Source organism: Maribacter sp. 4G9 (assembly GCF_002742265.1).
In the GTDB taxonomy this organism is placed as follows: Bacteria; Bacteroidota; Bacteroidia; order Flavobacteriales; family Flavobacteriaceae; genus Maribacter.
In genome coordinates this window covers 1-25,437 of sequence record NZ_MDGL01000098.1, presented here as the reverse complement: position 1 = coordinate 25,437, position 25,437 = coordinate 1, and the positions used below count along the sequence as shown (strand labels likewise).

Here is a 25,437-nt window from a genome sequence, read left to right as displayed (position 1 = left end):
TATGATGACAAGGAATCTATTGTACTTTTCATTTCTAGTTTCCGCATTCTCGTTATGTGGACAAAAGTTTAGTGATACGCTACAAATATCAAAGGATTACAAAACCATTCTGATTTTTCCAGAGAATATCTCGGAAAGCAGTATTGGAAATGATTTTGGTTTTATCGTTGACTTACCGAGAACCGAAGGTGGCAAGTATAGCGGTAGAATATTAAAACTATACTATGATGAACTTGCCCCTGAGAAAGAGAATAGAACTAACTATTTGGTCATTACGGAATCTGGTAACGTTTATGATTTCCTGATTGAGTTGGTCGAGGTTCCCGATAAGACAACATGGTACATCGCTCCGGAAATGGCGATTAAAAATATTGACGGAAATCCCGTTAGAAAAACTCCAATGCCTATCGTGCAAAAGGATGTTTTGAAAGAAGAAGAAATAAATACAGCTTATAATACCAAAAAGTCTCCCGATAAATCGGCTGATAATTCCATAGACAGGGCAACCAAAGAACTATACATAAAAGACCCAATGGAATACTATCGTCTACGCTGTTATTATATGCAGTTCGATAAAGCGAAAATCAGCAGGTATTTTTCAAGATTGGATAATGTATTCCTTTGGTTGAAAGGAGTGTATTACAATGAAGATGAACTCTATTTTCAGTACCGGATCGAGAACAAAGAGGGATTGGATTTGGATATCAATTTCATCAAACACCAAATGGCCACAAACTACAAAAACAGCAGTAGTAACCAAAAGCTGGGCCTGGAACCGGTCTTTGTCTACAAACAGCCCAAAACGGTTGCCGGTAAAAGTGAAAACCACTTCGTAATCGTATTCAAAAAATTTGCTTTGGACGAGAAAAAAGAGGTCGTCGTAGAATTGGACGAAGAATCCGGCAACCGCAACCTTTCATTAAAAATCGGGCACGAAATCATTAACAACCCCATACACTTCTAACAGATGAAAATCAAGATAACAATACTGGTAGTTTTCATTTCAACTTTGGCCTATTCCCAGAGCGGAAATTATGCATCTTCAGTAGGATTAAGTGGCGGTTATGCAGAAGACGGTTTTGGAATCTTGGCCACTTACAACTACCATCTGAACCGAAATCGATACGCACAATTAAGTGTATTTGCCGCCATTGCCGAGGATAAGGGGTCCTTCGATATTCCCTATAACATATTTACGGTGCAGCCTGGGTATTTCATTAAGGTTTGGGAACAAAAGAACTTTAAAAAATACGCTATCAATGTCGGCGGAGGAGGTATAATCGGTTATGAAGTAATCAATAACGGAAATAGTCTTCTAGAAACGGGTGCGATTATCGACGCAAAAAGCCAGTTTATCTATGGCGTGTTCGTCGGCCTTGAAGGAGAAATAACGCTTAGCAACGACTTTTCCCTTTTAATAAAAGCAAACGAATATTATCATATTAATAGTGATGTTGGCCAATTCTACCCCTATGCCGGATTGGGCCTTAGATATTTCCTGTTTTAAATCATTTGAAAATGAAAAAATTAACACGACAAACCCGATTTTCGATTGCATTCGTCCTCGCGTTCTTCGTTCTTATACTGGCTTGCAGTAAAGATTTTGAAGACGTGATTCTGGATGATTTCGATTTTAGCTTTACAGGCGAAAATGCGGAAGAAAGCTTTTTGTTCGAAAGTACTCGTACTTCATTTTCTTTGGTTCCCGAAAAGGAAATTACTACCGTCACTTATTTTATGAAGTATGCGACTACCAATAGCAAGGGATATTTTTTGAATATGGAAGGCGATACCATTCGTGCAAATGACACCTTGAACATTACCGACCGTAATTGGAACTATAATTATGTGGCCATTGATACAGGATCACATAAAGTGAAGTTTTTGGCATGGGACTCCAATAAAAACCAGAAAGAACTGGCGTTAACCTACAATGCAAAATATGCCAGCTTTAGCTTTTTGCTCAACAAAGGGGTCAATGACTTTATTATCAATTCCAAAAACCCCGTGAGTGCAACGCTGTTGAGGGATAAGGAAACCGAAGACCCTGACAACAAAGGGGACTTTGAAGTTACCTATCAAATAGAAAATGGTACCGGAAAGTTATATTTAGGCAACGAGTTATTTGATGCGGGAAAACCGTTCTCCTTGCCCAAAGGTATTTCCGAACTTGAATACCTCCCTGAAACTTTAGGAGAGCATAAACTTACCGTAACGGCCAAAGCTCCCGATGGAGCGACTTTGATCGAAGAATTGCTCTTGAATGTACTTAACTTGGATTTTACCATCAATTCCACGGCATCATCGACCCAAGTAGAATTGGATACCAATTTGGCCATTGCTATCGATTTAAAAACTCAAGACGAAGATTCCGAGGTGAAATATGAAATATCGCACTCCTTTTCGTCAACAAGCGATGGTGCGGGAACAGTCAGGGACCACAACGGCGGGGTCATGGAACCTGGCCAATATAGAACTATTGTACCAAACTCCTATAATTATACGTTTACCAGTACCGAGTTGGGCAAGCGGAAAATATTTTTTGACATACGTGATTCCAACGGTCAAATAAAACAGGATAGCGTCGAGATTGAAGTCGCTAACATTCCGTTTACGTTTTCCGGTAATTCGGAGAGCAATTCCGTTTTTGTGAACGAACGTACTCAATTCAATTTCAATATCAAATCCAACGGTAATACCGAGAACATCGATTACAATATATCCTATGAGATTTTGGAAGGAAATGGAAGAATAGCAGGTATTAACGGCAACACCTTACAGAATTCAACTGAGTATCCGGTTGAACTAGGCAATTTTGCGCTTTTTTATTATCCCGAAAGTCTAGGTTCACATCAAGTTTCGTTCATCGTTACGGACAATTATGGTCAGGAAGTTGGCCCTGTTTTAATCGATTTGGAGACCAAACAGAATGATTTCACGGTCAGTATTACACCTTCAAAAACATCTGAATTTGCGAATATCCCAGTAAACGTAATTATCGATATCGATGAAATTCCGGAGGGAACTAACGATAGCTACGAGGCTTTCTATTCATCTGGAAGAAACAGTTCGCTTAGGGTCAATGGTACGGAGTACGGCCCCGGGGAGAAATTCCAGCTAAGCCCCAATAATAACAATGTCGTCTATACAGGAACAGAAGCGGGTCAGCACGATATAGTACTGAGCGTGGAGTCCAGTGCCAATGTGACCCATACGGCTAACACGACCATAAACTATAATCAGATAGATTTTCTATTTACCGGCGGAAGTCAAAAATCGGATATTTCCGTTGGCGAGATAACTTCCCTGAATTTCAATATCTCTGAAAGTATCGGTTCTTCCGACTATACTATGCGTTATAGTTTGAACGGTAACGCCCTTATCAAAAATGAGAATGGAATCGAGGTTAGCGCAGGCAATATTTATGACGTTCCCAAAGGAAATTTCAACTGGAGTCTAGAGGGAACCGATGAGAGCAATATAAATTTGACTTTCTACGTGCAAAACGATACGGGACTTGAAAAGACTGTTGCTATTTCTGTAAATGTTGAGCCTAAGAATTACAATTTCACTGCTAACGGCTCTCAATCTCAGGCCAATACTGGAGATACGATAGACATCAATTTCAATATATCGGAATTGGGAATCGGCGGAGATACCTATGTTATGTATTATTCCTCAGGAGGCAGTAATGGTATTTTTGAATATCAGGGAACCACTTATGCAGCCGGGGAGAGTTTTAATGTTCCTATAGGTACCTTTCAGGGAAAATATACTGGAATATCCGAATCAAACCATAATATTGAATTTACCGTGCGTTCTTCGTCGGATGTCGAAAAAACGGCGGATGTAAATATTCAATATGATAAATATGAAGAGTTCTTCGACTTCAATATCAGTCAATCTTCTGAGGACAAATATGAAGGACAGCCTTTTACTTTAACAGCCGTTACTAATGCCAGTACGGGTCATAATACCAATGTAGCCTATGAAATGACCTTTACTTTTACCGGCGCAAGTGCAGGGTATATCTACTACAAGAGCAGGATTTATCGGGAAGGCGATATTCTTCCTTTAGACTATGGTTCGACTCCAATGCAATTTTTCCCAGAAACCGATGAAAATTTTACTATCAATTTCAGGGTTGAAAATTCAACTGGCATATCCCAAACATTAAGCGAATCTATAATAATGTTCAAAAAGCCCAAGGTTGCGGCCAAAGGCGAAAAACACAATATCAATTGCGGAGGTCTTAATGGCTGCGACTACGTAGTACTTGTTTACACTTGTTTTGACACGAATTGTTCAGAAGCATACAATGGTGCTACACTTCAGCAAGTTGAAATCAGAATCTATAACCGATTCGAAAGTAGATGGGACACAAAATTGTTCAATTATAACGATGCGAAAGGAACTGGGGTTGATAGATATTTTGAATTAGAGGAAGAACCAAGCGAGGGAAAGCTTAGATATCAAGACCAGCCTTATGAAGTCAGGGTTATGGATACCAATGGGCAATGGAGTGAAAAAGTTACTGGAAATATTATCAGAGTTTAGGTTTTTCTAGTTGTTAGCTTTTTTTAAATGTAATCGTTACGATAACATCTTCATCTCCTAAATTATCATTCGTTTCAACGACCAGTCTAGTTTTCGTCAGTTCTTGAATTCGCATTTCATTTCGGATTTCGAACTCAATGGTTGAGTTATTTTTAAGCTCGTAGCTATCCTCCTCAATGGTTGAGAAAGGATCTTGCTCATCACAGGCAAGTCCATTTTCATTGATGGCATAAGCACCTTTTCCCATTTCGCCCATCTCAGTAAAAAAAGTAAGGTTATCCTTGAGGCATTGTCGAATTTCTTGAGTGTTAAAAAGGTCAATATTGACTGTTCCATCGCCATTGATGTCCACAGCTTTATCGGTCATAATGGCTGTATATTCCCATTGCCCCAATAATGCTTGGCTCCTATCTGACTCGGCAACCGCATCATCGTCATTTTTACATGATGAAAGTAGCAGCATAGGAAAAACCAGTAAAATGATAGCATTTAGTTTCATTGAAATTGTGATTTAGTACTTTTTACAAATATAAAATTTTGAACACCAATAATTTAAACAAGAAATAAGGGAATAAATTGCGTGTTGGCAAGATAAATGGAAGGAGGGCTTTTTCGCCCTCCTTGCTTTTATACGCGGCTCCGAGGCTGTTGGAAAACCGGTGATGGAAAGACGACCGAGTGCGGACCAGCGTAGCGTGACCGCTCGGGAAGTCTTGGAGTCGAAGGGCTTTTCCAACTGCCGCAGGGGTAGGTAAAAAGTTAACAATACCAATTACGCAGTAGGCTAAATAAGGAGGACTTAAATTATATCAAGATGTTTCAATCAATAGTATTATTCTACGACTATACCTTCCAAATTCTCCTCTAGTTTGGCAACAAACCCCCAATTAAATTTTTGACGATTGTCGGCAGAAAGCATAAAAGTTAATCGATTTGTTCCTTTTTTAAGACTAAGCTCTACGCTTTCATCATTTACGAATACGCGTCCCTCTTCTCCTTTTTCTGGTGGTGGTTGAAAATTCATTCCTTTATCAAAAAGGACTTCCGTATTTAAAAGTAACACGAGATGGTCGGCATAGTCAAAATAGAGTTGAACTGTTTTATCAGCATCCGAAATCAAATTGCAAGTCAACACTACTGTCTTAGTCATGTCATCGTAGAATCGGCTGATATTTATTAAACCGTCCGAATCCGCTTCGACCGCTCGAAATTTGTCTTCATACTGAATTAGCGAATCAACTTGCGACACAAAATTAACTGAGTCTTTGGCAAACATTTCAGAAACATTCCATTTGGTCAAATATTCGGATGGAAGCTTTTCTTTAGCGACGTACTCTTCAGTTTTTCGACCACTTCTTATTTCCTTAATGGATACATCCGCAAAATAGACCTCCGCACCATCGCCTATCAGGCTAATACCGCCAACCATTGCGTCACGCTTTAAATTCTCCACAACCAACGCCGGCGTTTTTACATCGTCGATGTAAAATGATGCTGTATCCCCTTTAACCTCGACCTTTACATGAATCCAGGTTCGGGGATCTAGAAACACGATATCGTCATCGACTTCCTCAAAAAGGAGTGCTTTTGCCTCATTAGGATCATAAATATAGTTTATGTCATCGCTAAGGGCTATTTCCGATTCTTGTGAAAATGAAAAACCCTTCTCCAATAAAAAACTTCTCAATTCATTGCCTGCCTTTCCTTGGATAAGTTCGCTTTTCAAGTCAATTGGCAAAGTGGCCACCTTTTCCCGCGGAAATACAGCTTTCCCCTCGTATTTTGGGTAATTGTACAATTGCCAAGGTAGGCTCCCATTGTATATCGGAATATACTGCAAGGCATCTTTTTTACCGCTCAGACCCAGTCTGAGATAAAGGTATTCATAACTGTTCCTGTCTTGCACCCTAAATCCGAGTCCGGGACCGGACAGTCCATTGCAATAAAATTCAAGAATAAAGTTCTTAAATTCTTTATTTTTTAAAAGTACTTTTTGGTTGGGCTCTAGCTTTATCCCGGATTTGTTCTTAAAAGTAACGATCTTAATTTCTCCCTGCGATCCATCAGCATTTTCAATTTTCCAGTTCTGATGGGTAAAAGGAAATTCTTGGCGTTTTTGGGTTTTTTGACTTTCCTGAGCACTTAAGAACTGAATAGACCCCATGCCGACGATTAAAAACTTATAAATACTGGTTTTCATGATAAAAATTTACTTTTTAATTAGATTTGATTAACGAACATTCAAAATTAGGACTGTTTTTATAACCTCTAAGAAATAGGATGTTCATGTCCGTTCATGTTTGTTCACGCCTGCCAATACCGCATAGATGAAGGAGTTTAAAGAAAATATCGTCCATTGTTTTGAGCTTATTGAGAGAAAGCTCGATAGAGGATTGCTTAAATCGTGGAATACCGATGATTTTAGAATCCTTAGCGAGGCCATTCAGCAATCTACCGGAACATTATTGAGTGTATCGACACTGAAAAGACTAAGCGGAAAGGTCTATTATGATTCCAAGCCGAATAGTACCACGTTAAATGCCTTGGCCAAGTATGTCGGATTTAAGGATTGGAGAACTTTTCTTAATAGTAACAATTCCGTTAAGCCTCAGGAAGTAGTAAAAACAAATAAGGGCAATCTGATAAAATATGGCTCACCCATTTTGTTATTGGTCATAGGTTTGGCAATCCTTTTAATCATTAGGCAAAAAGAGAAAGCCTATGATCCCGATGATTTTGTTTTTGAAAGTAGATCGGTAAGCATTGGAATTCCCAATTCGGTCGTTTTTGATTATGATGCCAGAGCCGCAGGCGAAAATTCAAAAATCGAGATACAACAATATTGGGACGAAACGAAGCGAATCACCATTAACAAGGATGATAGTGTTGCGACCAGCATCTACTACCACCCCGGTTTTTTCAAATCAAAATTGGTAATAGATGATTCCATTGTAAAAGAAAATGATGTTTTTATACCAACTGATGGTTGGTTGGGTATGATCGAGCAGGAAACTCGCCCTATTTATTTGAACAAATCGGACATCCTAAAAGAGAATACAATTGCCATCCATCCCGAAACTGTGTGGTCCCATAATCTAGATCCAAGAACTGCTCAAGTAGTCGTCGGTCTTTATCAGGTAAAAGATTTTGGAGAATTGTATACAGATAATTTTGAAATGATCACATCCATTAAAAATGATTTTAAAGAAGGGTTAAGCGGTGCATGTCAGAGAGCAGTGGTCTATATTTTATATGATGGAGGGGCAATTGGCATTCCCTTATCCAAAAAAGGATGTATCTCCGAATTGACTTTAATGACCTTTGAAGAATTCTTGGATGGTAAAAAAAATGATCTTTCAGGCTTTGGGGTTGATTTTACGGAATATGTTGAATTACAGTGTATTTCAAGGAATCAACAACTTGAAATGTTAATCAATGGAAACTCCGTCTATCAAGTGATGGTACCTCAACCTGCTCTAAAGATTAAAGGGATTACAATTCAATTCGAAGGAGCTGGTTCGGTTAAAAATTTGGTTTTTAAAAAGGGAAATGAAGTTGTATATACTTCTGATTTCTAAAACTTTTCCACCGAACGGGGGCATTTATAAAACTTTTTGAAGCCCAATTCTAAAGAAGATATATGTTGATTTCCTTTGTCCTCCCCTTTTATTACCAATTCCTCTCATCAACGTCGTAAAAAAATTGGACACTTTCCGTCAAAATATTTTACATATTAGAATAGAATCCTAAAAATAAATTATCATATATTATTGATTTCGTGATAGTTATATTCTTGGCATAAATATAGGTATAGAAATTCTATAACATCTTCAAGCCAACACAGTCTATTTGCTAATCAAAAAACGATTACAATGTTCAAGAACTATCTGAAAATCGCCTTAAGAAACCTTTGGAAACATAAAGGTTTTTCTTTTTTAAATATAGCAGGTTTAGCTATTGGTTTAACCGCTGGTTTCTTGATACTTCTTTATGTGGGTTTTGAGCTTAGTTATGACAATTTTCATTCCAAATCGGACAGAATATATCGGGTTGTATCCGATATCGAAACCCCCACAGGCCTTGTCCATAATAGCGAGCCAGCTTGGGCCGTCCCCCCAAATATGCAACTTGAGTTTCCTGAAGTAGAATCTGCCGTTAGAATTATGGAAATGAATATTTTAGTAAACAATGAGCAGCAAAACTACAATGAAGCCAACTCTTTAGCTGTTGATCCCGACTTTTTTAAAATGTTCGATTTCGAACTTTTATCGGGCGACAAAGAAAATACACTTATTGATCCTTATAGTATTGTTCTTTCGGAGACTACCGCCAAGAAATATTTTGGAAATACCAATCCTGTAGGGAAATCCCTTAAAATATTGGATGATGGTTTTTTGGCCAAGGTGACCGCAGTGATGAAAGAAATTCCTGAAAATTCACATATCAAGGCCGATATGATTTTGTCAATGACCACTTTTACAGAAGACCTTGACAAAGAATTGAACAACAAATGGGATTGGTATGACCCCGATGCGTATGTTTTACTATCGCCGAATGCAGACCCCAAGACATTGGCCACAAAGTTTCCAGGTTTTTTGGAAAGAAACGATGGGGAGAGCATGAAAGAACTTAATGTAAATGTCTCACTTTTTTTAGAACCTTTTAAGGATGTCTATTTAAAATCTGATCGGTATAGAAAAATCAGCGGAAACATAGATAATATCTACATATTCTCTCTAGTTGCCATTTTTATCTTGTTGATTGCCTGTATAAATTTCATCAACTTGACCACCGCCCGTTCAGTTGAAAGGGCTAAAGAGGTGGGTATTAGAAAGGTTATAGGTGCTGGGAAGAGACAATTAGGATTTCAGTTCATCGGTGAATCGTTGATTGTCAGTTTTTTTGCATTTTTGATTACCCTCATATTGACGACACTACTTTTACCCTACTTTAATGAACTGGCGGGTAAAACAGTAAATGAAGCTACTCTAATATCTCTTAACCATATTTTCATATTACTGGCGATCTCCTTGGGCATTGGATTATTGGCAGGAATCTACCCTGCCTTTGTATTGACTTCATTCAGGCCGGTCAGCGTCTTAAAAGGAAGCTTTTCTAAGAGTGTCAGAGGAGTGATGCTCAGAAAAGGATTGGTTGTAGTACAGTTTTCCATTTCCATTGCATTGATTATTGGTACAATCGTCATTTATAATCAGATGGACTACATGAGAAATCAAGAATTGGGTTTTGACAAGGAGCAGACCTTAGTCTTATCATACCCGAAAAAAGAGATAAAAGATGCGATAGATGCTTTATCAGGGGTAAAATCGACGAGTTTGGTTTCAAGCATTCCTGGAGGCGATAATCCAGTTGCATATTCAAAAATCGAGAATATAAACGGAGATCAACAAATATTGGATATAGATTTATATTTTGTTGATTTTGACGCTATTTCCCAATTTGATATGAAAGTTATCGAAGGCCGAGGTTTTTCAAGGGATTATCCGACCGACTCTACCGACGCCATGGTCATTAACCAAACTGCGGTGAAATTACTAGGTTACCAATCTGCAAGTGATGCTTTAGGGGCCAAATTCGAGCAGTGGGGCCGTAAAGGCCGGGTAATTGGTATTGTACAAGACTTTCATTTTAAATCATTAAAGGAAAATATCAAACCCTTGACTTTGAGAATAGAACCGAATCGAACAGGCCTCTTGACCGTAAAACTAGCATCCAAGAACATTACAAAAACTGTTGCATCTATCGAAGAAAAATGGAAGACCATCGTACCCAGCGAGCCATTCGATTATTATTTTTTGGACGAATTTTTTGACCGTCAATACAGAACCGAGGAACGTTTCGGGAACTTATTTTTGAATTTTGCTACGCTCGCTATTTTAATATCATGTTTGGGTCTTTTGGGTCTCGCCGCGTATAGCACACTTCAAAGGAAGAAGGAAATAGGAATTCGTAAGGTTCTTGGGTCTTCCATCATGAGTGTCGTTGGTCTTCTATCCAAAGACTTTTTAAAGTTGGTTGGCATCGCTTTTCTTATCGCAACTCCCCTAGCGTGGTTGGTCATGAATTCTTGGCTAACAGATTTTGCCTACCGAATAAATATACAATGGTGGATGTTCGCTTTTGCAGGGGCTTCCGCATTCTTCATTGCACTTTTGACCGTAAGTTTTCATGCCATCAAAGCCGCAATAATCAATCCCGTAAAAAGTTTACGGACTGAATAGTTCATCAATTAAACTGAAAAATCATGCTAAAAAACCATCTTAAAATAGCTTGGCGGAACCTCAAAAGGAACCCTATGTTTTCAATGTTGAATATTTTAGGGCTTTCTACCGGCCTGGCCGGTACCTTCCTCATCTATTTTTGGATATCGGACGAACTTATGGTCGATAAGTTCCACACAAATGATGAGCGCCTTTACCAGATAATGGAAAAGAGTACCGAAAATGGTGAGATCAGGATCCATGAGTCCACGCAAGGCCCTCTTGCGGATGCCCTTGAGAAAGATTTGCCGGAAGTGGAGAAGGCCGTTACGGTCATGAATCTGGGAAAATTAGGAACGAGTATCACTTTCAAAAACGGGGAAAACCTGTTCAAAACGGAAGGGTTGTTCGCCGAAACATCTTTCTTCGAAGTCTTCACTTTTCCATTGATTTACGGATCCCCTTCCAAAGCACTATTGGATAAGGATGCTATTGTAATTTCCGAAAATTTTGCGGTAAAGCTATATGGATCTGTAGAAAAGGCTATTGATCAAAAGGTGGAATATGATGTTTTTGGCCAAAAATTGATTGCCAAGGTAACGGGAGTGTTCGAGAATCCGCCCAACAATTCTACACTAAAATTCGAGTATGTGGCCACGAAGCAAAAATTGTTGGAAGACCTATGGACCAATGGCCAAGTATGGGGTAATGAAGGCCCCGATACCTATGTCCTGCTAAAGCCGAATGTTGCTATTGCGGGCTTTGATAAAAAAATCGAAAAATTCATAGCCAAATACGATAAGGAAACCTATTACAGTCTCTTTACCAGAAAATTTTCCGATGCCTATCTGAAGGGCAATTATGAAAACGGTATTCAAAATGGGGGAAGAATTACCTATGTCAAGTTATTTTCCCTCATTGCCGTATTGGTACTGTTGATTGCCTGTATCAATTTTATGAACCTGTCCACAGCGCGTGTTTCAAGAAGGTTCAAGGAAATAGGCATCAAAAAGACCGTTGGCGGTACCAAAAAAAATCTGGTCGTGCAATTTTTGGTGGAATCCCTGTTCCTGACCTTCCTTTCGTTGTTGGTCGCCTTCGTTTTGGTCATGGCGCTTGTTCCGGCCTTTAACTTCATTACCGGAAAGGAACTTGGTTTTCAGGTCGGTTTGAACGATATTTTGATCGCTCTTCTTGTGGCATTTTTAACCGGATTGATCTCGGGCAGTTACCCGGCATTTTATCTCTCAGGGTTCAGTCCGTTGGCAACCCTAAAAGGCAAGTTTCAAGGAAAGTGGGGCGAATTGTTTATCCGAAAGGGATTGGTGGTATTTCAATTTATGGTATCGTTGGTATTGATCATATCGGTATTGGTCATTGGCCGGCAAATCGACTATGCCTTTACAAAACCTATGGGATATGAAAAAGAAAACCTGATTCAATTGGATCTCGAGGGCAAGGCCTTTCAAAACCCGGAATTGCTCTTTCGCCAATTGGAAACCATTGATGGGGTTGTAAGCGCAGGCGGAATAAGTGAAACGATTGTACGGGAAGACGGCGGTTCGTCAACCTATGGCATTAATTGGTCCGGTAGTGATGACGAGGCCAATATCGATTTTGTTTTACGTGGAATCGATGAAAAACTAATCCATACACTGAACATTGAAATGGCCGAAGGACAGGGGTTCTCACAGAATCTGGGTGCTCCCGAATCGTATTTACTGTTCAGTGAAGAAGCCATACGTCTCATGGGACTAAAAGATCCTGTCGGTGCCAAGGTCAAACTATGGGGTGAAGACAAAACGATCCTTGGGGTTATGAAGGATTTTCACACCGCTTCGGTAATGCAGCCCATTTCTCCCATTGTGTTTAGGTACACTCCGCAGAATTTGGAAAAAGCTATGGTACGGATCAAGCCGGGGGCCGAGAGCGAAGTTATAAGAAGCATCAAGGAAATGTACGATCAGTACAATCCGGGGTTTAACTTCAATTTCGCATTTATGGATCAGACCATTGAAGCTCAGTATCTTTCTGAACAGCGTATTCTAAGCCTCGCCCGGTATTTTGCTTATATGGCTATTTTTATTTCGTGCCTCGGCCTATTTGGCCTTGCGGCTTTCAATACGGAAATGCGTATTAAGGAAATAGGTATTAGAAAGGTTCTTGGCTCTTCCTCGTTCGGGATTTTAAAGTTGTTATCGTCAGATTTTATAAAACTCGTATTGCTCTCTATTCTAATAGCTTCCCCTGTTGCTTGGTATCTCATGAGAGATTGGCTTTTGCAGTTCGCATATAGAATCGACATTGGGTGGACAGTTTTTGTCATAGCGGGAATATTGACCATTCTAATCGCATTGGCAACAATAAGTTTTCAGGCGCTAAAAGCTGCCAATGCCAATCCAGTCAAAAGCTTGCGAACTGAATAGAGTCATCAAAAAACAAGAAACATGTTAAAGAACCATTTAAAAATCGCTTGGAGGAACTTGACCAAGAACAAGCAGCAATCCATAATTAATTTACTGGGATTAACGGTCGGTACCGTATGTTGTCTGGCCATTTTTCTGTATGTTTTTGACCAAACGGGGTATGATCAACATCATGAGAATGCAGAATCCATATATAGAATAACATCCTATTTTGATGGATCCCAACAAAACACGGATGACATTGTATCGGCAACTTCATCTCCTCCGATCGCGTTTGCCCTAAAGGAAGATTTTCCGGAGGTGGAGGAGGCTACGAGGGTCATTCTTATGGATTTATTCTTTACAAACCCTATTAGATCGGCCAATGAACAAAAAGGAGCCTACGAAAAAAGGGCCTATATGGCCGATTCTACCTTTTTCAAGGTCTTCGACTATAAATTTGTGGAAGGTAGCAAGGAGACCGCTTTGGACGAACCCACTGATATAGTCCTTTCCTCATCCCTGGCCAAGAAACTTTTCGGGAGTAAGGAAGCCCTTGGCGAAAACATCATGTGGGGGTCAGGAGAGAATCCTATGGTCCTTACCGTTTCCGGGGTTTTCGATGAGGGTAACAAGTCGCATTTAAACCCAAATTATATCGTCAGCCTAAATACTCCGGGCTTTGGGGATTTTGTGAGAGGGGTTAACAACTTCGCTACGGAAAACTTTGCTTACAATTACATAAAATTGAATCCTGCGGTAAACGGGGAAAGTGTTGAAAAGAAATTAGCGAGCTTCTTGACGGCCAGAGGGGAAAAAGATCTTGTGGATAGCGGAATCAGAAAGGTATTGACATTACAGAACATTACCGATATACATCTTCATTCCAAAGGCATAAAGTATCAGATAGACAATGTCTCCGACATAAAATACCTCTACTTCTTGCTAACGTTGGCCGTGTTCATCCAACTTGTGGCCTGCGTAAACTTCATTAACCTCAGTACGGCAAGGGCCAATAAAAGGGCCAAGGAAATAGGTATCCGTAAAGTGGTCGGCGCTGCCAGAAATTCGTTGGTGTGGCAGTTTTTACGAGAATCGCTAATGCTTTCGTTTATCGGCATACTGATCAGTATTCCCCTTACCGTGATGTTATTGCCTTTTATAAATGAACTCACACAGGGAGCGTTGACCTATGTTGATCTGTTCAACTGGAAAATAGGATTGCTTTTGGTAAGCCTTGGCACTATAACAGGGTTTGTCTCGGGCATTTACCCGGCCTTGATACTTTCTTCCATCAAGCCGATACAGGTGCTCAAGAGTACGATAAACTTACAGTCGGAGAACGGAAATTTTCGCAAGGCACTCGTCGTTTTTCAGTTCGTAATATCGATAGCCCTGATCGCGGCGGTGATTTTGGTAACGCAACAGTTTCACTACGCCCAAACCAAAGATCTTGGTTTTGATAAAGAAAACCTAATAACCGTTCGACTTAACCAAACAGGTGGTCCTAGTGATTTCAATGCCCTGAAGGAAGAGTTTTTAACCGTTCCCGGAGTGACTCAGGTCACTGGATCGGGATATGCTCCATCTGAAGCGGTTTTAATGGATAGAGGATTGCACCTGCCCGGAACAAACCCCGAAAACAAGACGTTGGTAAAACTTAACCGGATCAGTGAAGGTTATTTTGATACCATGAATATCCCCTTGATTTTGGGCCGCGATCTAAGAGAAGGGGATGAAAATCAAATTGTTGTAAATCAAGCAACGCTCAAAGTATTCGGCATATCGGAGCACAAGGCCTTGGGATCCAAAATTTTACAGACTTTCGATGATCAAACGTTGGAATTTGAAATTGTAGGTGTTGCAAGGGACTACCACTATATGACCATTAAGGAAAAAATAGCGCCCCTGATGTTGATGAGAAACAACGACCCTGCTTGGTTGTTGTTGCGGACGAAAACCGATGACTATCAACAGTTATTGGGCAATCTGGAGGGAAAATGGAATGCGACCGTAAAGGATACACCCTTTACGTATGGGTTTGTCGACCAAGAGGTAGGAAAGCTATATGAAGAGGAAAAAAGATTGCGAAAAATAGCAACTGTGTTCGCTTTTTTGGCCATCTTGATCAGTTGTCTCGGTTTATTCGGGCTTGTGTCCTATGTGGCGGAACAAAAGAAAAAGGAAATCGGAATACGAAAAGTATTGGGGGCCAGCATTAACTCGGTGGTACAGCTACTGACCAAAGACTTTTTAAAACTTGTCGGCATCGCCTTTTTGATCGCAACGCCCGTTGCGTATTATTTCATACAGAACTGGCTCGAAGGTTACACGTATCATATCGATGTTCAATGGTGGGTATTTGTGTTGGCAGGTGGTTTTGCATTGATTATCACCATTTTGACCGTTGGGTTTCAATCGTTAAAATCAGCTACGGCCAACCCTGTAAAAAGCTTACGGACCGAATAAAATCATCATCAATCGAAAAAATAAATCATGTTCAAAAATCATCTAAAGATAGCTTGGCGGAGTATTAAAAAAGAAAAACTCTTTACTTTTATAAAAATCGGTGGTTTTGCCGTGGGAATCGCCGCCTGTCTGTTAATTGCGCTCTTCATAAAAGATGAGCTTGGCTACGATGGGCACTACGCCGATGCAAATCGAATTTACAGGGTTGTATTGCAGGCCGAAATAGATGGAGAAATGAAAAAAAGCACCCATTTCCCCTTGCCCATGGCACAGACCCTTGAAGCAGATTTTCCCGAAATCGAAAAGGCAGGTAAAATATTCGGGTCCGCACTTTCTTCCGGTGGCAAAAGGGCTTTCCGTTCAGGCACGGAGACCCAGAACATCTTTGAAGAGGGTTTCATTTATGGCGATCAGAACATATTCGAAATATTGGAAATCGCGTTGGTGCAAGGAGATTCCAAGGAGGCATTGACAAGCCCGGGAAACATAGTCATCTCAGAGTCTAAGGCGGCAAAATATTTTCCCAATGGAAAAGCTTTGGGGCAAACCTTGATTCTGGACGATAACGCTTCCAGACCATACACGGTAACAGGTGTGATGCCCGATTTTCCGAATAACTCACATCTCGATTTCGATTTTCTGATCCCGATAGAGGACACCAATTTTAGTTGGACATCGCAAAACTACTTTACCTATATCCTTTTGGATAAAAAAAGCAATGTGGGGGAATTGCAGCACAAAATGCGCTCTATCCTAGAGAATTATGTAATCCCTGCCCAGATTCAAAGAGGCAGGGACGCTTCTTTTATAGAAGTTCTTAAAACCATCGAATACAGATTGCAGCCCATAAAGGATATCCACATAAAATCGGATATTGAAATGGCCGATGGTTTAAAACACGGAGACCTCCGTTTTGTATGGCTCTTTGCTGCCATAGCAGGGTTTATTTTGATTTTGGCCTGTATCAACTTTATCAACTTGTCCACTGCAAAATCCGCAAACAGGGCAAAAGAAGTCGGTCTTCGCAAGACCGTAGGTGCTTTCAAGAGCAATCTTATGGCCCAATTTCTAACGGAGTCGGTTTTATTGAGCCTGCTATCTTTTATACTCGGAGTGGCAATGGCATGGCTGCTACTTCCCCTATTCAATTCCATTGCCGAAAAAACGATTGAAATACCTTGGGCGGCTTGGGCTTTTATTCCTGTTCTATTCATTTCCGCTTTAGTTATCGGAGTAATTGCCGGTCTGTACCCTGCGTTCTACCTCTCGGCCTTTCGGCCCGTTAACGTATTAAAGGGGAGTTTGGTCGCTGGCGGTAAAAGTGGCAGGCTACGAAGCGGGTTGGTCGTTTTTCAGTTTGCAACATCGGTTATCCTGATTATTGGAACGATAATTATCTATAAACAGATGGATTTTATCTTAAAGAAAGAACTGGGTTACAACAAAGAGCAGGTCGTGATTTTGGAAAGTGCAAATGTCTTGGGGAACAAGTCCGATAATTTTAAAGAACAACTCTTGCAACTGCCACAGGTGCAACAAGTTTCTCGAAGCGATTATTTGCCCGTTGACGGCTCTAAACGGGATCAGACTACATTTACCCTTCTGGGCGAGGGAAGTGAAAATGGCGGTGTTTTGAGCCAAACTTGGCGCGTGGACTACGACTATCTCGAAACCTTGGGTATGCAAATAGTGGAAGGCCGGGGTTTTTCTAGGGAATTTGCTTCCGATTCCGTGAGTTCTATAATTATCAATCAAAAAATGGCCTCAGACCTTGGGCTTAAAAACCCCGTTGGAAGACAAATTGATAACAACTTCCAACAATGGACCGTTGTCGGTGTTGTCGAGGACTTCCATTTTAAATCCCTGAAAGAGAATATTACTCCTGTTGCCTTACGAATAGGTATCGACTTTGGAACGATTGCAGTAAAAATTCGTTCCGGCGACATCGGGGAATCTTTGGCCGCCATTGGAGCAATTTGGGATCGTAACGTACCAAACCAATCTTTAAGCTATAGTTTTCTGGATCAAAGATTTACTCAAATGCACGAAGATGTGCAGCGTATGGGGAAAATTTTCAACAGCTTTGCATTGTTCGCGATTTTCGTCGCCTGCCTGGGACTTTTTGCCCTGTCTGCCTTTATGGTAGAGCAACGAAAAAAGGAAATTAGCATTCGAATAGTATTGGGAGCCCCTTTCAAGAGTATATATCGATTGCTTACCCTTGATTTTATGAAGTTGATATTGATTTCTATTGTTATCGCCATCCCTATTGGTTGGTATATGATGAACCGTTGGTTGGAAGATTTTGCCTATCGCATAGATATTGGATGGCAGGTATTTTTAACTGCAGGGGCTATTGCCATGATCATCGCGATACTTACTATAAGCTATCAGGCCATTAATACGGCTTTGATGCAGCCTGTGAAAAGTTTGCGAATGGAATGAAACATATAAGAATTTAGGACATCTTTATAGAGAACATCCTAATTGTAATAGTAACATCAATCAAAAAGACAAAAAATCATGCTAAAACAAAACATCAAGATTTTCTTTAGAAATATTAAAAGACAGAAGAGTTCTTTTCTAATCAATATCATAGGCCTTTCAACAGGTCTTGCTTGCGTCCTGTTAATTTCACTTTGGGTATCGGACGAACTTGGCGTAGATAAGTTTCATGAAAATGATTCCCAACTTTACCAAGTAATCGAATTAGCAAAAACGGATGGTACAATTCTAATGAACCCTCGTACCTCCGGGCTTTTATCCGAAGCAATTAAACAAGAATTTCCAGAAATAGAATACGAGACAAGTGCATTTGCAATTTCCGAATCGCCATTGACGGTCGACGATAAAGAAGTAAAGACCAATGGACTATATGCCAGCAAAGACTTTTTCAAGGTATTTTCCTTCCCGATTTTAAGTGGGGATGTAAATAACTTACTCATGGCAAGCAACTCGATTGTCATATCAAAGTCGCTCGCCATAAAATTATTTGGGTCCGTCGGCAATGTAATCGGAAAAACACTAGCTTTTCAAAGGGATAATCCCTTTGTGGTTTCAGGGGTATTCGATGATATTCCACAAAATTCCTCCATGCAATTCGATTTTGCGCTTTCTACTGAATATGCAAAAGAAATCATCCCCCCGATGACAAATTGGGATTATAACATTGTGAATGCCTATGTACTTTTGAAAAAGGGGGTCAATATTTCTGAATTTAATTCGAAAATCAAAAATTTTATTTCTGCAAACAGCGACAACGATAATCGCTCAGTATCAACTAGACTTTATTCTGATGCTTATCTCTACGGGGCATACGAAAACGGCGTTCAGGTTGGTGGAAGAATTGAATATGTGCGATTGTTTTCTATAATAGCATTTCTAATATTGCTCATGGCATGTATCAATTACATGAACCTTTCTACGGCAAATGCATCCAAAAGGTTAAAGGAAATTGGTATTAAAAAAGCTATGGGATCTAAGAGAAAGATGCTTATAGTTCAATATTTGGGCGAATCAATGCTCATAACCCTTATTTCCCTCTTAATCGCTCTGTTAATTGTTTTCTCGTTGATTCCGCAATTCAATGTAATTACCGGAAAGGAATTAAATCTCGTAATTGACGGGCAATATTTGGCTATAATTAGTGGTATTTTAATCAGTACCGGTCTTATAGCGGGTAGTTATCCGGCCTTCTACCTTTCCGGATTGAATACTGTCAAAATAATGAAGGGCACGCTCAAAAGCACTTGGGGAGAGCTTTTTGCACGCAAGGGTCTGGTGGTCTTCCAATTTGCTTTGTCCATTATTTTAGTGGTATCGGTCATGGTCATTTATAAGCAAATAGAGTATACGCAAAACAAGAATCTTGGGTACAGCAAAGACAATATAGTGTATTTCGATATTGAACAGAATATTGAAGAAAATCTAGATTCCTTTTTATCTGAAATGAAAAATCTTGAGGGCGTTGATAATGCCAGTAGTATCGGCACAAATATAGTCGGTGGAGTGAATACCATGAATGACCTTGATTGGCCAGGAAAAGTCTCGGATGAAAAGGTCGTGTTTGAAATGCGCCCTGTAAACTATGGTATGCTGGAAACATTGGGAATCCCAATAAAAGAAGGTCGAAAGTTTTCTAAGGATTTTGGTTCAGAAGGCACAAAAATTATTTTTAATCAGGCCGCTATTGACGTAATGGGTTTGGAAAATCCCGTTGGAAAGGAAATTTCAATTCAAGGGACTCAGTTGCAAATTGTAGGTGTTTCGGAAAATTTTCACTTCGCATCACTTCACGAAGAAATAAAGCCATTATTTTTTGTTCTTCAACCCACTTGGACGCATATAGCAATGGCCAAGATTACATCAGGTAAAGAGAAAGTCGCGTTGGCCAATATCCAAAGTTTTTATCAAAAGTATAATCCGGGATTACAACTGGACTATAAATTTTTGGACGACACATATGAAACTCAATACATAGCGGAGCAAAGAGTTTCCACCTTGTCAAAATACTTTGCTGGCCTGGCAATACTGATTTCTTGTTTGGGCTTATTTGGTCTAGCAAAATTCAATGCAGAAAGAAGGAGAAAAGAAATTAGCATAAGAAAAGTTCTAGGCCAAACGGCTGCTCAGGTTACGGTAATGCTTTCGAGTGAGTTTGCAAAATTGGTTCTGTTGGCCATACTTCTTGCCCTCCCTATTTCGTATTTATTGATTAAAGATTGGTTATCGGACTTTGCGTACAAAATACCATTAAGTTTTTGGTATTTCGTTGGAGCCGGAACGGTAGCCCTAATCGTTGCTATTCTTACGGTTAGTACACAAGCAATAAAGGCGGCCAATTCAAACCCTGTAACGGCATTAATGGAAGACTAGGGTGTTACTGTAACGTTTTTCAATATTCCATGTCTTTAAATTGAACATTAAAATTATTCATCATGAAAAATTCAATTTATTTATTAGTAAGTGTATTTGCACTTTCCTTTTCTGCGCAATCACAAGATTTTGATTATTCCTTTGTAGAAACCTACAAACTAGATAGTCAAGCAAACCTAACGGTTTCTTCATATGACAGCGATATTGAAGTAATTGCACATGACAGTAAAGAGATTGAAGTATTCTACGTCGTACATAAGAGGAATCAGCTAATAAAATCGACAAAAAAGGAAATTGAAAGTCTAGTTGCCAATCAATGGAAATTCGATATTGAAGAAACCGAGAACACTCTTGTTATAAGGGTTTTAAGTACAGTAAAAAAGGGGCATATCAACTCAAAGGATGCCATAGATATCCATTTTAAAATCTATGTACCAAAGGAAACCAGCACGGACCTGTATTCTTCCGATGGCGATATTTTGTTGCAAGGATTAACATCGAACCAAAAATGCATATCCAGCGATGGAGATATAAAATTGGATGGCTTGACAGGTAAGGTCTATGCCCAAACTTCAGATGGGGATGTTTTCTTGAAGAATGTAACAGGAGATGTTGAAACTATTACCCATGATGGTAAGGTTATCAATTTGGAAGACAGGAAAATTTAGGTTGATATAATTTCAAATTAAATGGGTCATAACTGTAACAAACAGAAAACTAACCATCTCTTTAATAGTAAATAGAAGAATTATTCATCCATTTAGAAAAGAACCAATCATGAAAAAAGCAAGTTTATTATTAGTAGGAATGCTCCTAACGGTATTTAGTGCCATTGGACAGTATAATGAAACCTTAAATATCGAAAAAGCCTTTGATAATGTACGATTAGAAGGCAACATACGTCTGTATTTAAAAGAAGGTTCCAAGACCGAGGTAAGTCTTGAAACAAGAAATCAGCAAAAAATGGAGGATTATCGTATCACGGTTCAAAACAACACCTTGTATATACGACTTCGTGAAAAGCAACGTTACGGCGGTACTAGAAAACGCCATTCTGCTCCTAAAATCAAAATAAATTTGACGCATCCCGAACTAAAGGGAGTTAATGTGGAAGGTTTGGTATCTGTTTATTCCATTGACCCCGTCTCGGGCGATAGTTTTAGCGTAAAAGGCGATGGGCTTATCAGAGGAAAAATTGAAGTAGACGTTCAAAGATTGGAAGTCGATTTGGATGGATTATGTTCCATGAGATTTTCGGGCAAAGCGGACGAATCTGACCTACGGCTGGATGGAATGGGAAAAATCAAAGCCCGTAATTTAGAAACATCAAAAGTGAACAAATCGGCAGATGGGCTCACAAGTATTGGTGTTGCCAAATTATAATTCTATACGGATGGATTTTATTTCAAGTTCAATATCTAGACGATTACAAAAATAGATTTGTTACAAGGGGGTCGGTTTAGACCACAAGACGATGCTAATGCAAGAATCAAATGAAGAGCAGATATTGTGTTTATGAAATGTTGACTCTGCGTAATATTACTTAAAAGGTTGTGGTAGAATTAGAATGATTAAAGAGAGAGGTCGAATCCCTTTCCACTATCCTTATCCAAATCAAGTGTATTCTTATTATTCATTTCTTGGGTAATTTCCAACTGATACTGGGTCATACCACTATTAATAGCCATAATTCTGACGTTTTCAGATTTCAAATCCTTAAACATCGGCGTTTTAAGATTCAATTCCTTGGCCAATTCATAGCCAAGGTTAAATGCCTCTAGATAATCTTTATCAACTTTTAAGTTCTCCTCCATAATTAAAAAGTTTCACGTGCATGTTTTTCAATGTACTCATTTATGGAATCGCGATCGTAAAGAATGATTTTCTTTTGAGGTTGTGAAAACCTGATTCTTCCTTCGTCCCTTAGTTTTTGTAAGGTAGTAGTCGATTTTATTTTAAGGTGGAACATTGCCTCCTCGCCATCGATCCATTTGGTAGGTTTATCCTTTCGTTTCTTCTCGACATGTTCGACCACCTTATCAAATAAGGCGTAAAAAGCTTCTTCTTGAAGGCAGACTACTTGCATAATTTAAATTAGAATAACTTGTGATGTTGTAATTTGCTTTATTCCAATAAGATACCAATTTATTGATTTTAAACAAGCTTAAATCGCCAGAACGCCAAATTTGAGGATGAAATCCAATTTTAGAAGTTTACAACCTTCTCCAAAGCATCATCCGTTTCTTTATGCATAAAATTCGATTGATAATTCACTGTTGTCGTAATCGAAGAATGGCGATATAATTTTTGCAGCATTTGAATTGGTATTTTATCTCCTGAAATATTCCCAAAACTGTGCCGTGCAATATGCATACTGAGTTTCTTTTCGAAACCCAATTTTTCTGAAGCTATTTCCAATCGACGATTTAAATTTCTCGTTATTGTCTTTATTCTGGTTGCAACCTTCTTTTCTTGTCTCAGGTCGGTTTCTTTCAAGTATGGAAAAACAAAATCATTCTTATTCTTTTTCTTTTTCGAACCTGCATAAAAGTCTAATATCTTTTTGGCCTTATCAGGAACGGTAAGGGAAACCAATTTTTTATTTTTACCCATTCGATAGTATAGCCGATTATCTTTAAAATCTGACCATTTTAGCTGAACCACATCAGCTACTCGAATACCCGCAAAATAGAAGCTCACTAACCAAGTATTGACCGCATGTTGTTGGGCTGGTGTTAACCCTTCCGCTGTTTCAAGTAATTGCACCTCTTCCCTATTCAACCCAATCTTCTCACTTTCGGGAAACTTAATTTGAATTTTGCCCTTACCAAATGGATAGTTTCTATCATCAACATGGTATTCTTTTCGTGCGAAATTATAGATGGTTCGAATCAGCATCAAATAGTTTACTGCCGTCCGTTCAGCTACCTTTCTTTCGTATAAAAGATATGCCTTGAAATTTTTTAACAACATGACGTCCAAATCTGTAAAGGAGAGTTTTTTGCGACCTAAAAATGATTTGAATATATTCAGCCTTTTTTCTTGATTATAATGTTGATTGAATTTTTTACGTTTTAAAAGATTTTCTAGAAAGACTTCGCTCACTTTGAAGAAGTCATACTTATCCTCCCCTATAATTTTTTTTACAATTGTAGTGACGGACTGTTTTTTTTCATTGGCTTCGACTTCCAAAGCCTTGTCATGAGCTTCGGTAACCTTTTTTAGTAACATATTATTAAGTCGTGAAGAATTAGGATGACTTTTCTTCGCCAAACCTTTAGTTTCATCCCAATCCTTTTCAAGAATATACTCTCCAGTAAAAAGGAATTTTGATCTCCTATTTTTTGTTAATCTCAAAGTAATTGGAAAAGTTCCATCTTTCTTTTGATAATTCTTACGCAATACTATCTTTACAGTTGCCATAACCCCTTGTTTTACAACATAAATATACAAAATCTATGTACAACATATGTACAACATTTTATGTTTTTGTATGCTTTTTTATGGCTTTTGAATAAATTTAAATATGCGTAAATAACTTATAAACAATTGATTATCAAACCAAATAAGACCATATCGGTACAATTGTCTCAGAGTTCATAACCCGGAGGTCGGGGGATCGTGCCCCCCTCTCGCTACTTTTACAACCCATTGAATAACAGGTTCTTAAACCTCTTGTCAATGGGTTATTTTTTTAATACCTTACAAACCGCATACGCTACCGCATACAGTCACGGTTTGAAAAAAAAATTTACAGAGCCAAAAATATACCATGGTGGGGAGGATTTTGACCTTTCCAAACGTTGGTATGTTTATTATTCCTTCGAACATCCCACAAAAAAAGATGACAAGGGAAATCCCGTTTTAAAACGCCAAACATCCATAACCCTAAAAGTCAACCAGGGCTATAAGGCCAAAAAGGAGCGTCTATTCCATTTACAGTTGATTCGTGACGCCCTGCACCAAATGTTGAAGGACGGATATTCCCCTTATATAGAGAAAGTGGACGGAAAAATTATGGCCTATACAGCGGAGTCCGCACTTGACTTTGCCTTAAAGCTTAAAAAAAGTCTTTTAAGCGAGACCTCGATACGGGATTATAGGAGCCGGTTGGGAAGATTCAAAGGTTATTTAAAGGAGCATGGCCTTCTTCAACGAAATATTCTTGACATCGACAAAAAAGTGGTCAACGGGCATCTTAACGAGATACAGAAAACATCCAGTGCCCGTAACCGAAACAATACCAAAGTAGTGTTGGGCGCTCTTTTTTCGGTCCTGGAGGACAATGAGATCATCCCACGGAACTTTATTCATAACATCAAAAAGCTAAAGACCAATCCAAAACGAAACAAGACCTATTCACTCGATATCGTTGACGGCCTTTATGACTTTTTAAAGGATAATGACCCCCAACTCCTTTTCTTCATAAAAATGATCTCTTATAATTTCCTGAGACCGATAGAGGTGTGCCGATTAAAGGTAGGTGACATAAACATCGGTCAGAAGGAACTTCAGGTCAGGGCCAAGAACAAATTGGTAAAGACGAAGATTATCCCCGACCAGATTCTTGATGAGCTAAAAAAACTTGAGCTTTCGAATGCCGACCATTTTCTTGTATCCCCTGAGGGTGTCGGTCCATGGGACACCACGGAGACCAATAGGCGCAACTATTTTTCAAAGCGCTTCAAAAAGGCCAAAATTCAATATAATCTATTTTTAAAGCAGGATGCAAAAAACGGTCATAGTATACCACTAAAAACGGATTAAAGTGAACCACCCAAAACGGACTAAAGTGAGCCACCTAAAACGGGTGAAAGTGAACCACTAAAAAAGTCGATTCTATTTGTAAAAAGTCAAAGGTCTTTTTTTGTTAAAAAGACAATGGCTAATAAGCAAATAGATATGCGTAA

The 25,437-nt window shown here is 39.2% G+C and carries 17 protein-coding genes; 12 read left to right on the top strand and 5 right to left on the bottom strand.

Features of this window, described 5'->3' with window-relative positions:
- The first annotated feature begins 1 nt into the window (after position 1).
- Genes BFP75_RS10690 through BFP75_RS10680 form a run of 3 tightly spaced genes read left to right on the top strand, consistent with a single transcriptional unit; the run spans position 2 to position 4,557 of the window.
- Entirely contained in the window at positions 2 to 964 is a 963-nt protein-coding gene (locus BFP75_RS10690) for a DUF4138 domain-containing protein (RefSeq protein WP_165776580.1), read from the top strand.
- A 3-nt stretch (positions 965 to 967) separates the two neighbouring features.
- Positions 968 to 1,507 carry a conjugal transfer protein TraO gene (locus BFP75_RS10685; protein WP_099545398.1) on the top strand — a complete coding sequence of 180 codons (540 nt, stop codon included), beginning with the start codon at positions 968 to 970 and terminating at the stop codon, positions 1,505 to 1,507.
- A gap of 11 nt (positions 1,508 to 1,518) precedes the next feature.
- Positions 1,519 to 4,557 (top strand): TraQ conjugal transfer family protein, encoded by a 3,039-nt coding sequence (locus BFP75_RS10680; RefSeq protein WP_099545397.1) that lies wholly within the window; start codon positions 1,519 to 1,521, stop codon positions 4,555 to 4,557.
- Between the two features lie 13 nt (positions 4,558 to 4,570).
- On the opposite strand, the gene BFP75_RS10675 is transcribed toward BFP75_RS10680, so the two are convergent.
- Both BFP75_RS10675 and BFP75_RS10670 read right to left on the bottom strand, forming a co-directional pair.
- Positions 4,571 to 5,056, bottom strand: a complete 486-nt coding sequence (locus tag BFP75_RS10675) for a DUF5004 domain-containing protein (RefSeq protein ID WP_099545396.1) — start codon at positions 5,054 to 5,056, stop codon at positions 4,571 to 4,573.
- Positions 5,057 to 5,389: 333 nt separating this feature from the next.
- Positions 5,390 to 6,757 carry a hypothetical protein gene (locus tag BFP75_RS10670; protein ID WP_099545395.1) on the bottom strand — a complete coding sequence of 456 codons (1,368 nt, stop codon included), beginning with the start codon at positions 6,755 to 6,757 and terminating at the stop codon, positions 5,390 to 5,392.
- A gap of 127 nt (positions 6,758 to 6,884) precedes the next feature.
- Between BFP75_RS10670 and BFP75_RS10665 the strand changes: the two genes are divergently transcribed.
- The 8 genes from BFP75_RS10665 to BFP75_RS10630 all read left to right on the top strand — a co-directional run bounded on the left by BFP75_RS10665 (position 6,885) and on the right by BFP75_RS10630 (position 21,910).
- Positions 6,885 to 8,135, top strand: a complete 1,251-nt coding sequence (locus BFP75_RS10665) for a hypothetical protein (RefSeq protein WP_099545394.1) — start codon at positions 6,885 to 6,887, stop codon at positions 8,133 to 8,135.
- 294 nt (positions 8,136 to 8,429) lie between these two features.
- Positions 8,430 to 10,799: an ABC transporter permease gene (locus tag BFP75_RS10660; RefSeq protein ID WP_099545393.1), complete on the top strand. Its 2,370-nt coding sequence runs from the start codon at positions 8,430 to 8,432 to the stop codon at positions 10,797 to 10,799.
- A gap of 23 nt (positions 10,800 to 10,822) precedes the next feature.
- A complete protein-coding gene (locus BFP75_RS10655; RefSeq protein ID WP_099545392.1) occupies positions 10,823 to 13,204 on the top strand; it encodes an ABC transporter permease in 2,382 nt (793 codons plus the stop codon).
- 21 nt (positions 13,205 to 13,225) lie between these two features.
- Positions 13,226 to 15,652 (top strand): ABC transporter permease, encoded by a 2,427-nt coding sequence (locus BFP75_RS10650; RefSeq protein ID WP_099545391.1) that lies wholly within the window; start codon positions 13,226 to 13,228, stop codon positions 15,650 to 15,652.
- A 27-nt stretch (positions 15,653 to 15,679) separates the two neighbouring features.
- The gene (locus BFP75_RS10645; RefSeq protein WP_099545390.1) at positions 15,680 to 18,097 is read left to right on the top strand and encodes an ABC transporter permease; all 2,418 of its coding nucleotides are present in this window, start codon (positions 15,680 to 15,682) and stop codon (positions 18,095 to 18,097) included.
- Positions 18,098 to 18,175: 78 nt separating this feature from the next.
- Positions 18,176 to 20,527, top strand: coding sequence for an ABC transporter permease (locus BFP75_RS10640; RefSeq protein ID WP_099545389.1), 2,352 nt, complete (start codon positions 18,176 to 18,178; stop codon positions 20,525 to 20,527).
- A 62-nt stretch (positions 20,528 to 20,589) separates the two neighbouring features.
- The gene (locus BFP75_RS10635) at positions 20,590 to 21,195 is read left to right on the top strand and encodes a hypothetical protein (protein ID WP_099545388.1); all 606 of its coding nucleotides are present in this window, start codon (positions 20,590 to 20,592) and stop codon (positions 21,193 to 21,195) included.
- 109 nt (positions 21,196 to 21,304) lie between these two features.
- On the top strand, positions 21,305 to 21,910 hold the full coding sequence (locus BFP75_RS10630; protein WP_099545387.1) for a GIN domain-containing protein: 606 nt from the start codon (positions 21,305 to 21,307) through the stop codon (positions 21,908 to 21,910).
- 188 nt (positions 21,911 to 22,098) lie between these two features.
- On the opposite strand, the gene BFP75_RS10625 is transcribed toward BFP75_RS10630, so the two are convergent.
- The 3 genes from BFP75_RS10625 to BFP75_RS10615 form a co-directional block, all read right to left on the bottom strand.
- Positions 22,099 to 22,341, bottom strand: a complete 243-nt coding sequence (locus tag BFP75_RS10625; RefSeq protein ID WP_099545386.1) for a hypothetical protein — start codon at positions 22,339 to 22,341, stop codon at positions 22,099 to 22,101.
- Positions 22,342 to 22,343: 2 nt separating this feature from the next.
- The gene (locus BFP75_RS10620) at positions 22,344 to 22,613 is read right to left on the bottom strand and encodes a helix-turn-helix domain-containing protein (protein ID WP_099545385.1); all 270 of its coding nucleotides are present in this window, start codon (positions 22,611 to 22,613) and stop codon (positions 22,344 to 22,346) included.
- A 119-nt stretch (positions 22,614 to 22,732) separates the two neighbouring features.
- On the bottom strand, positions 22,733 to 23,950 hold the full coding sequence (locus BFP75_RS10615; protein ID WP_099545384.1) for a site-specific integrase: 1,218 nt from the start codon (positions 23,948 to 23,950) through the stop codon (positions 22,733 to 22,735).
- Between the two features lie 258 nt (positions 23,951 to 24,208).
- Between BFP75_RS10615 and BFP75_RS10610 the strand changes: the two genes are divergently transcribed.
- On the top strand, positions 24,209 to 25,294 hold the full coding sequence (locus tag BFP75_RS10610) for a tyrosine-type recombinase/integrase (protein ID WP_099545383.1): 1,086 nt from the start codon (positions 24,209 to 24,211) through the stop codon (positions 25,292 to 25,294).
- Positions 25,295 to 25,437: the final 143 nt, after the last annotated feature.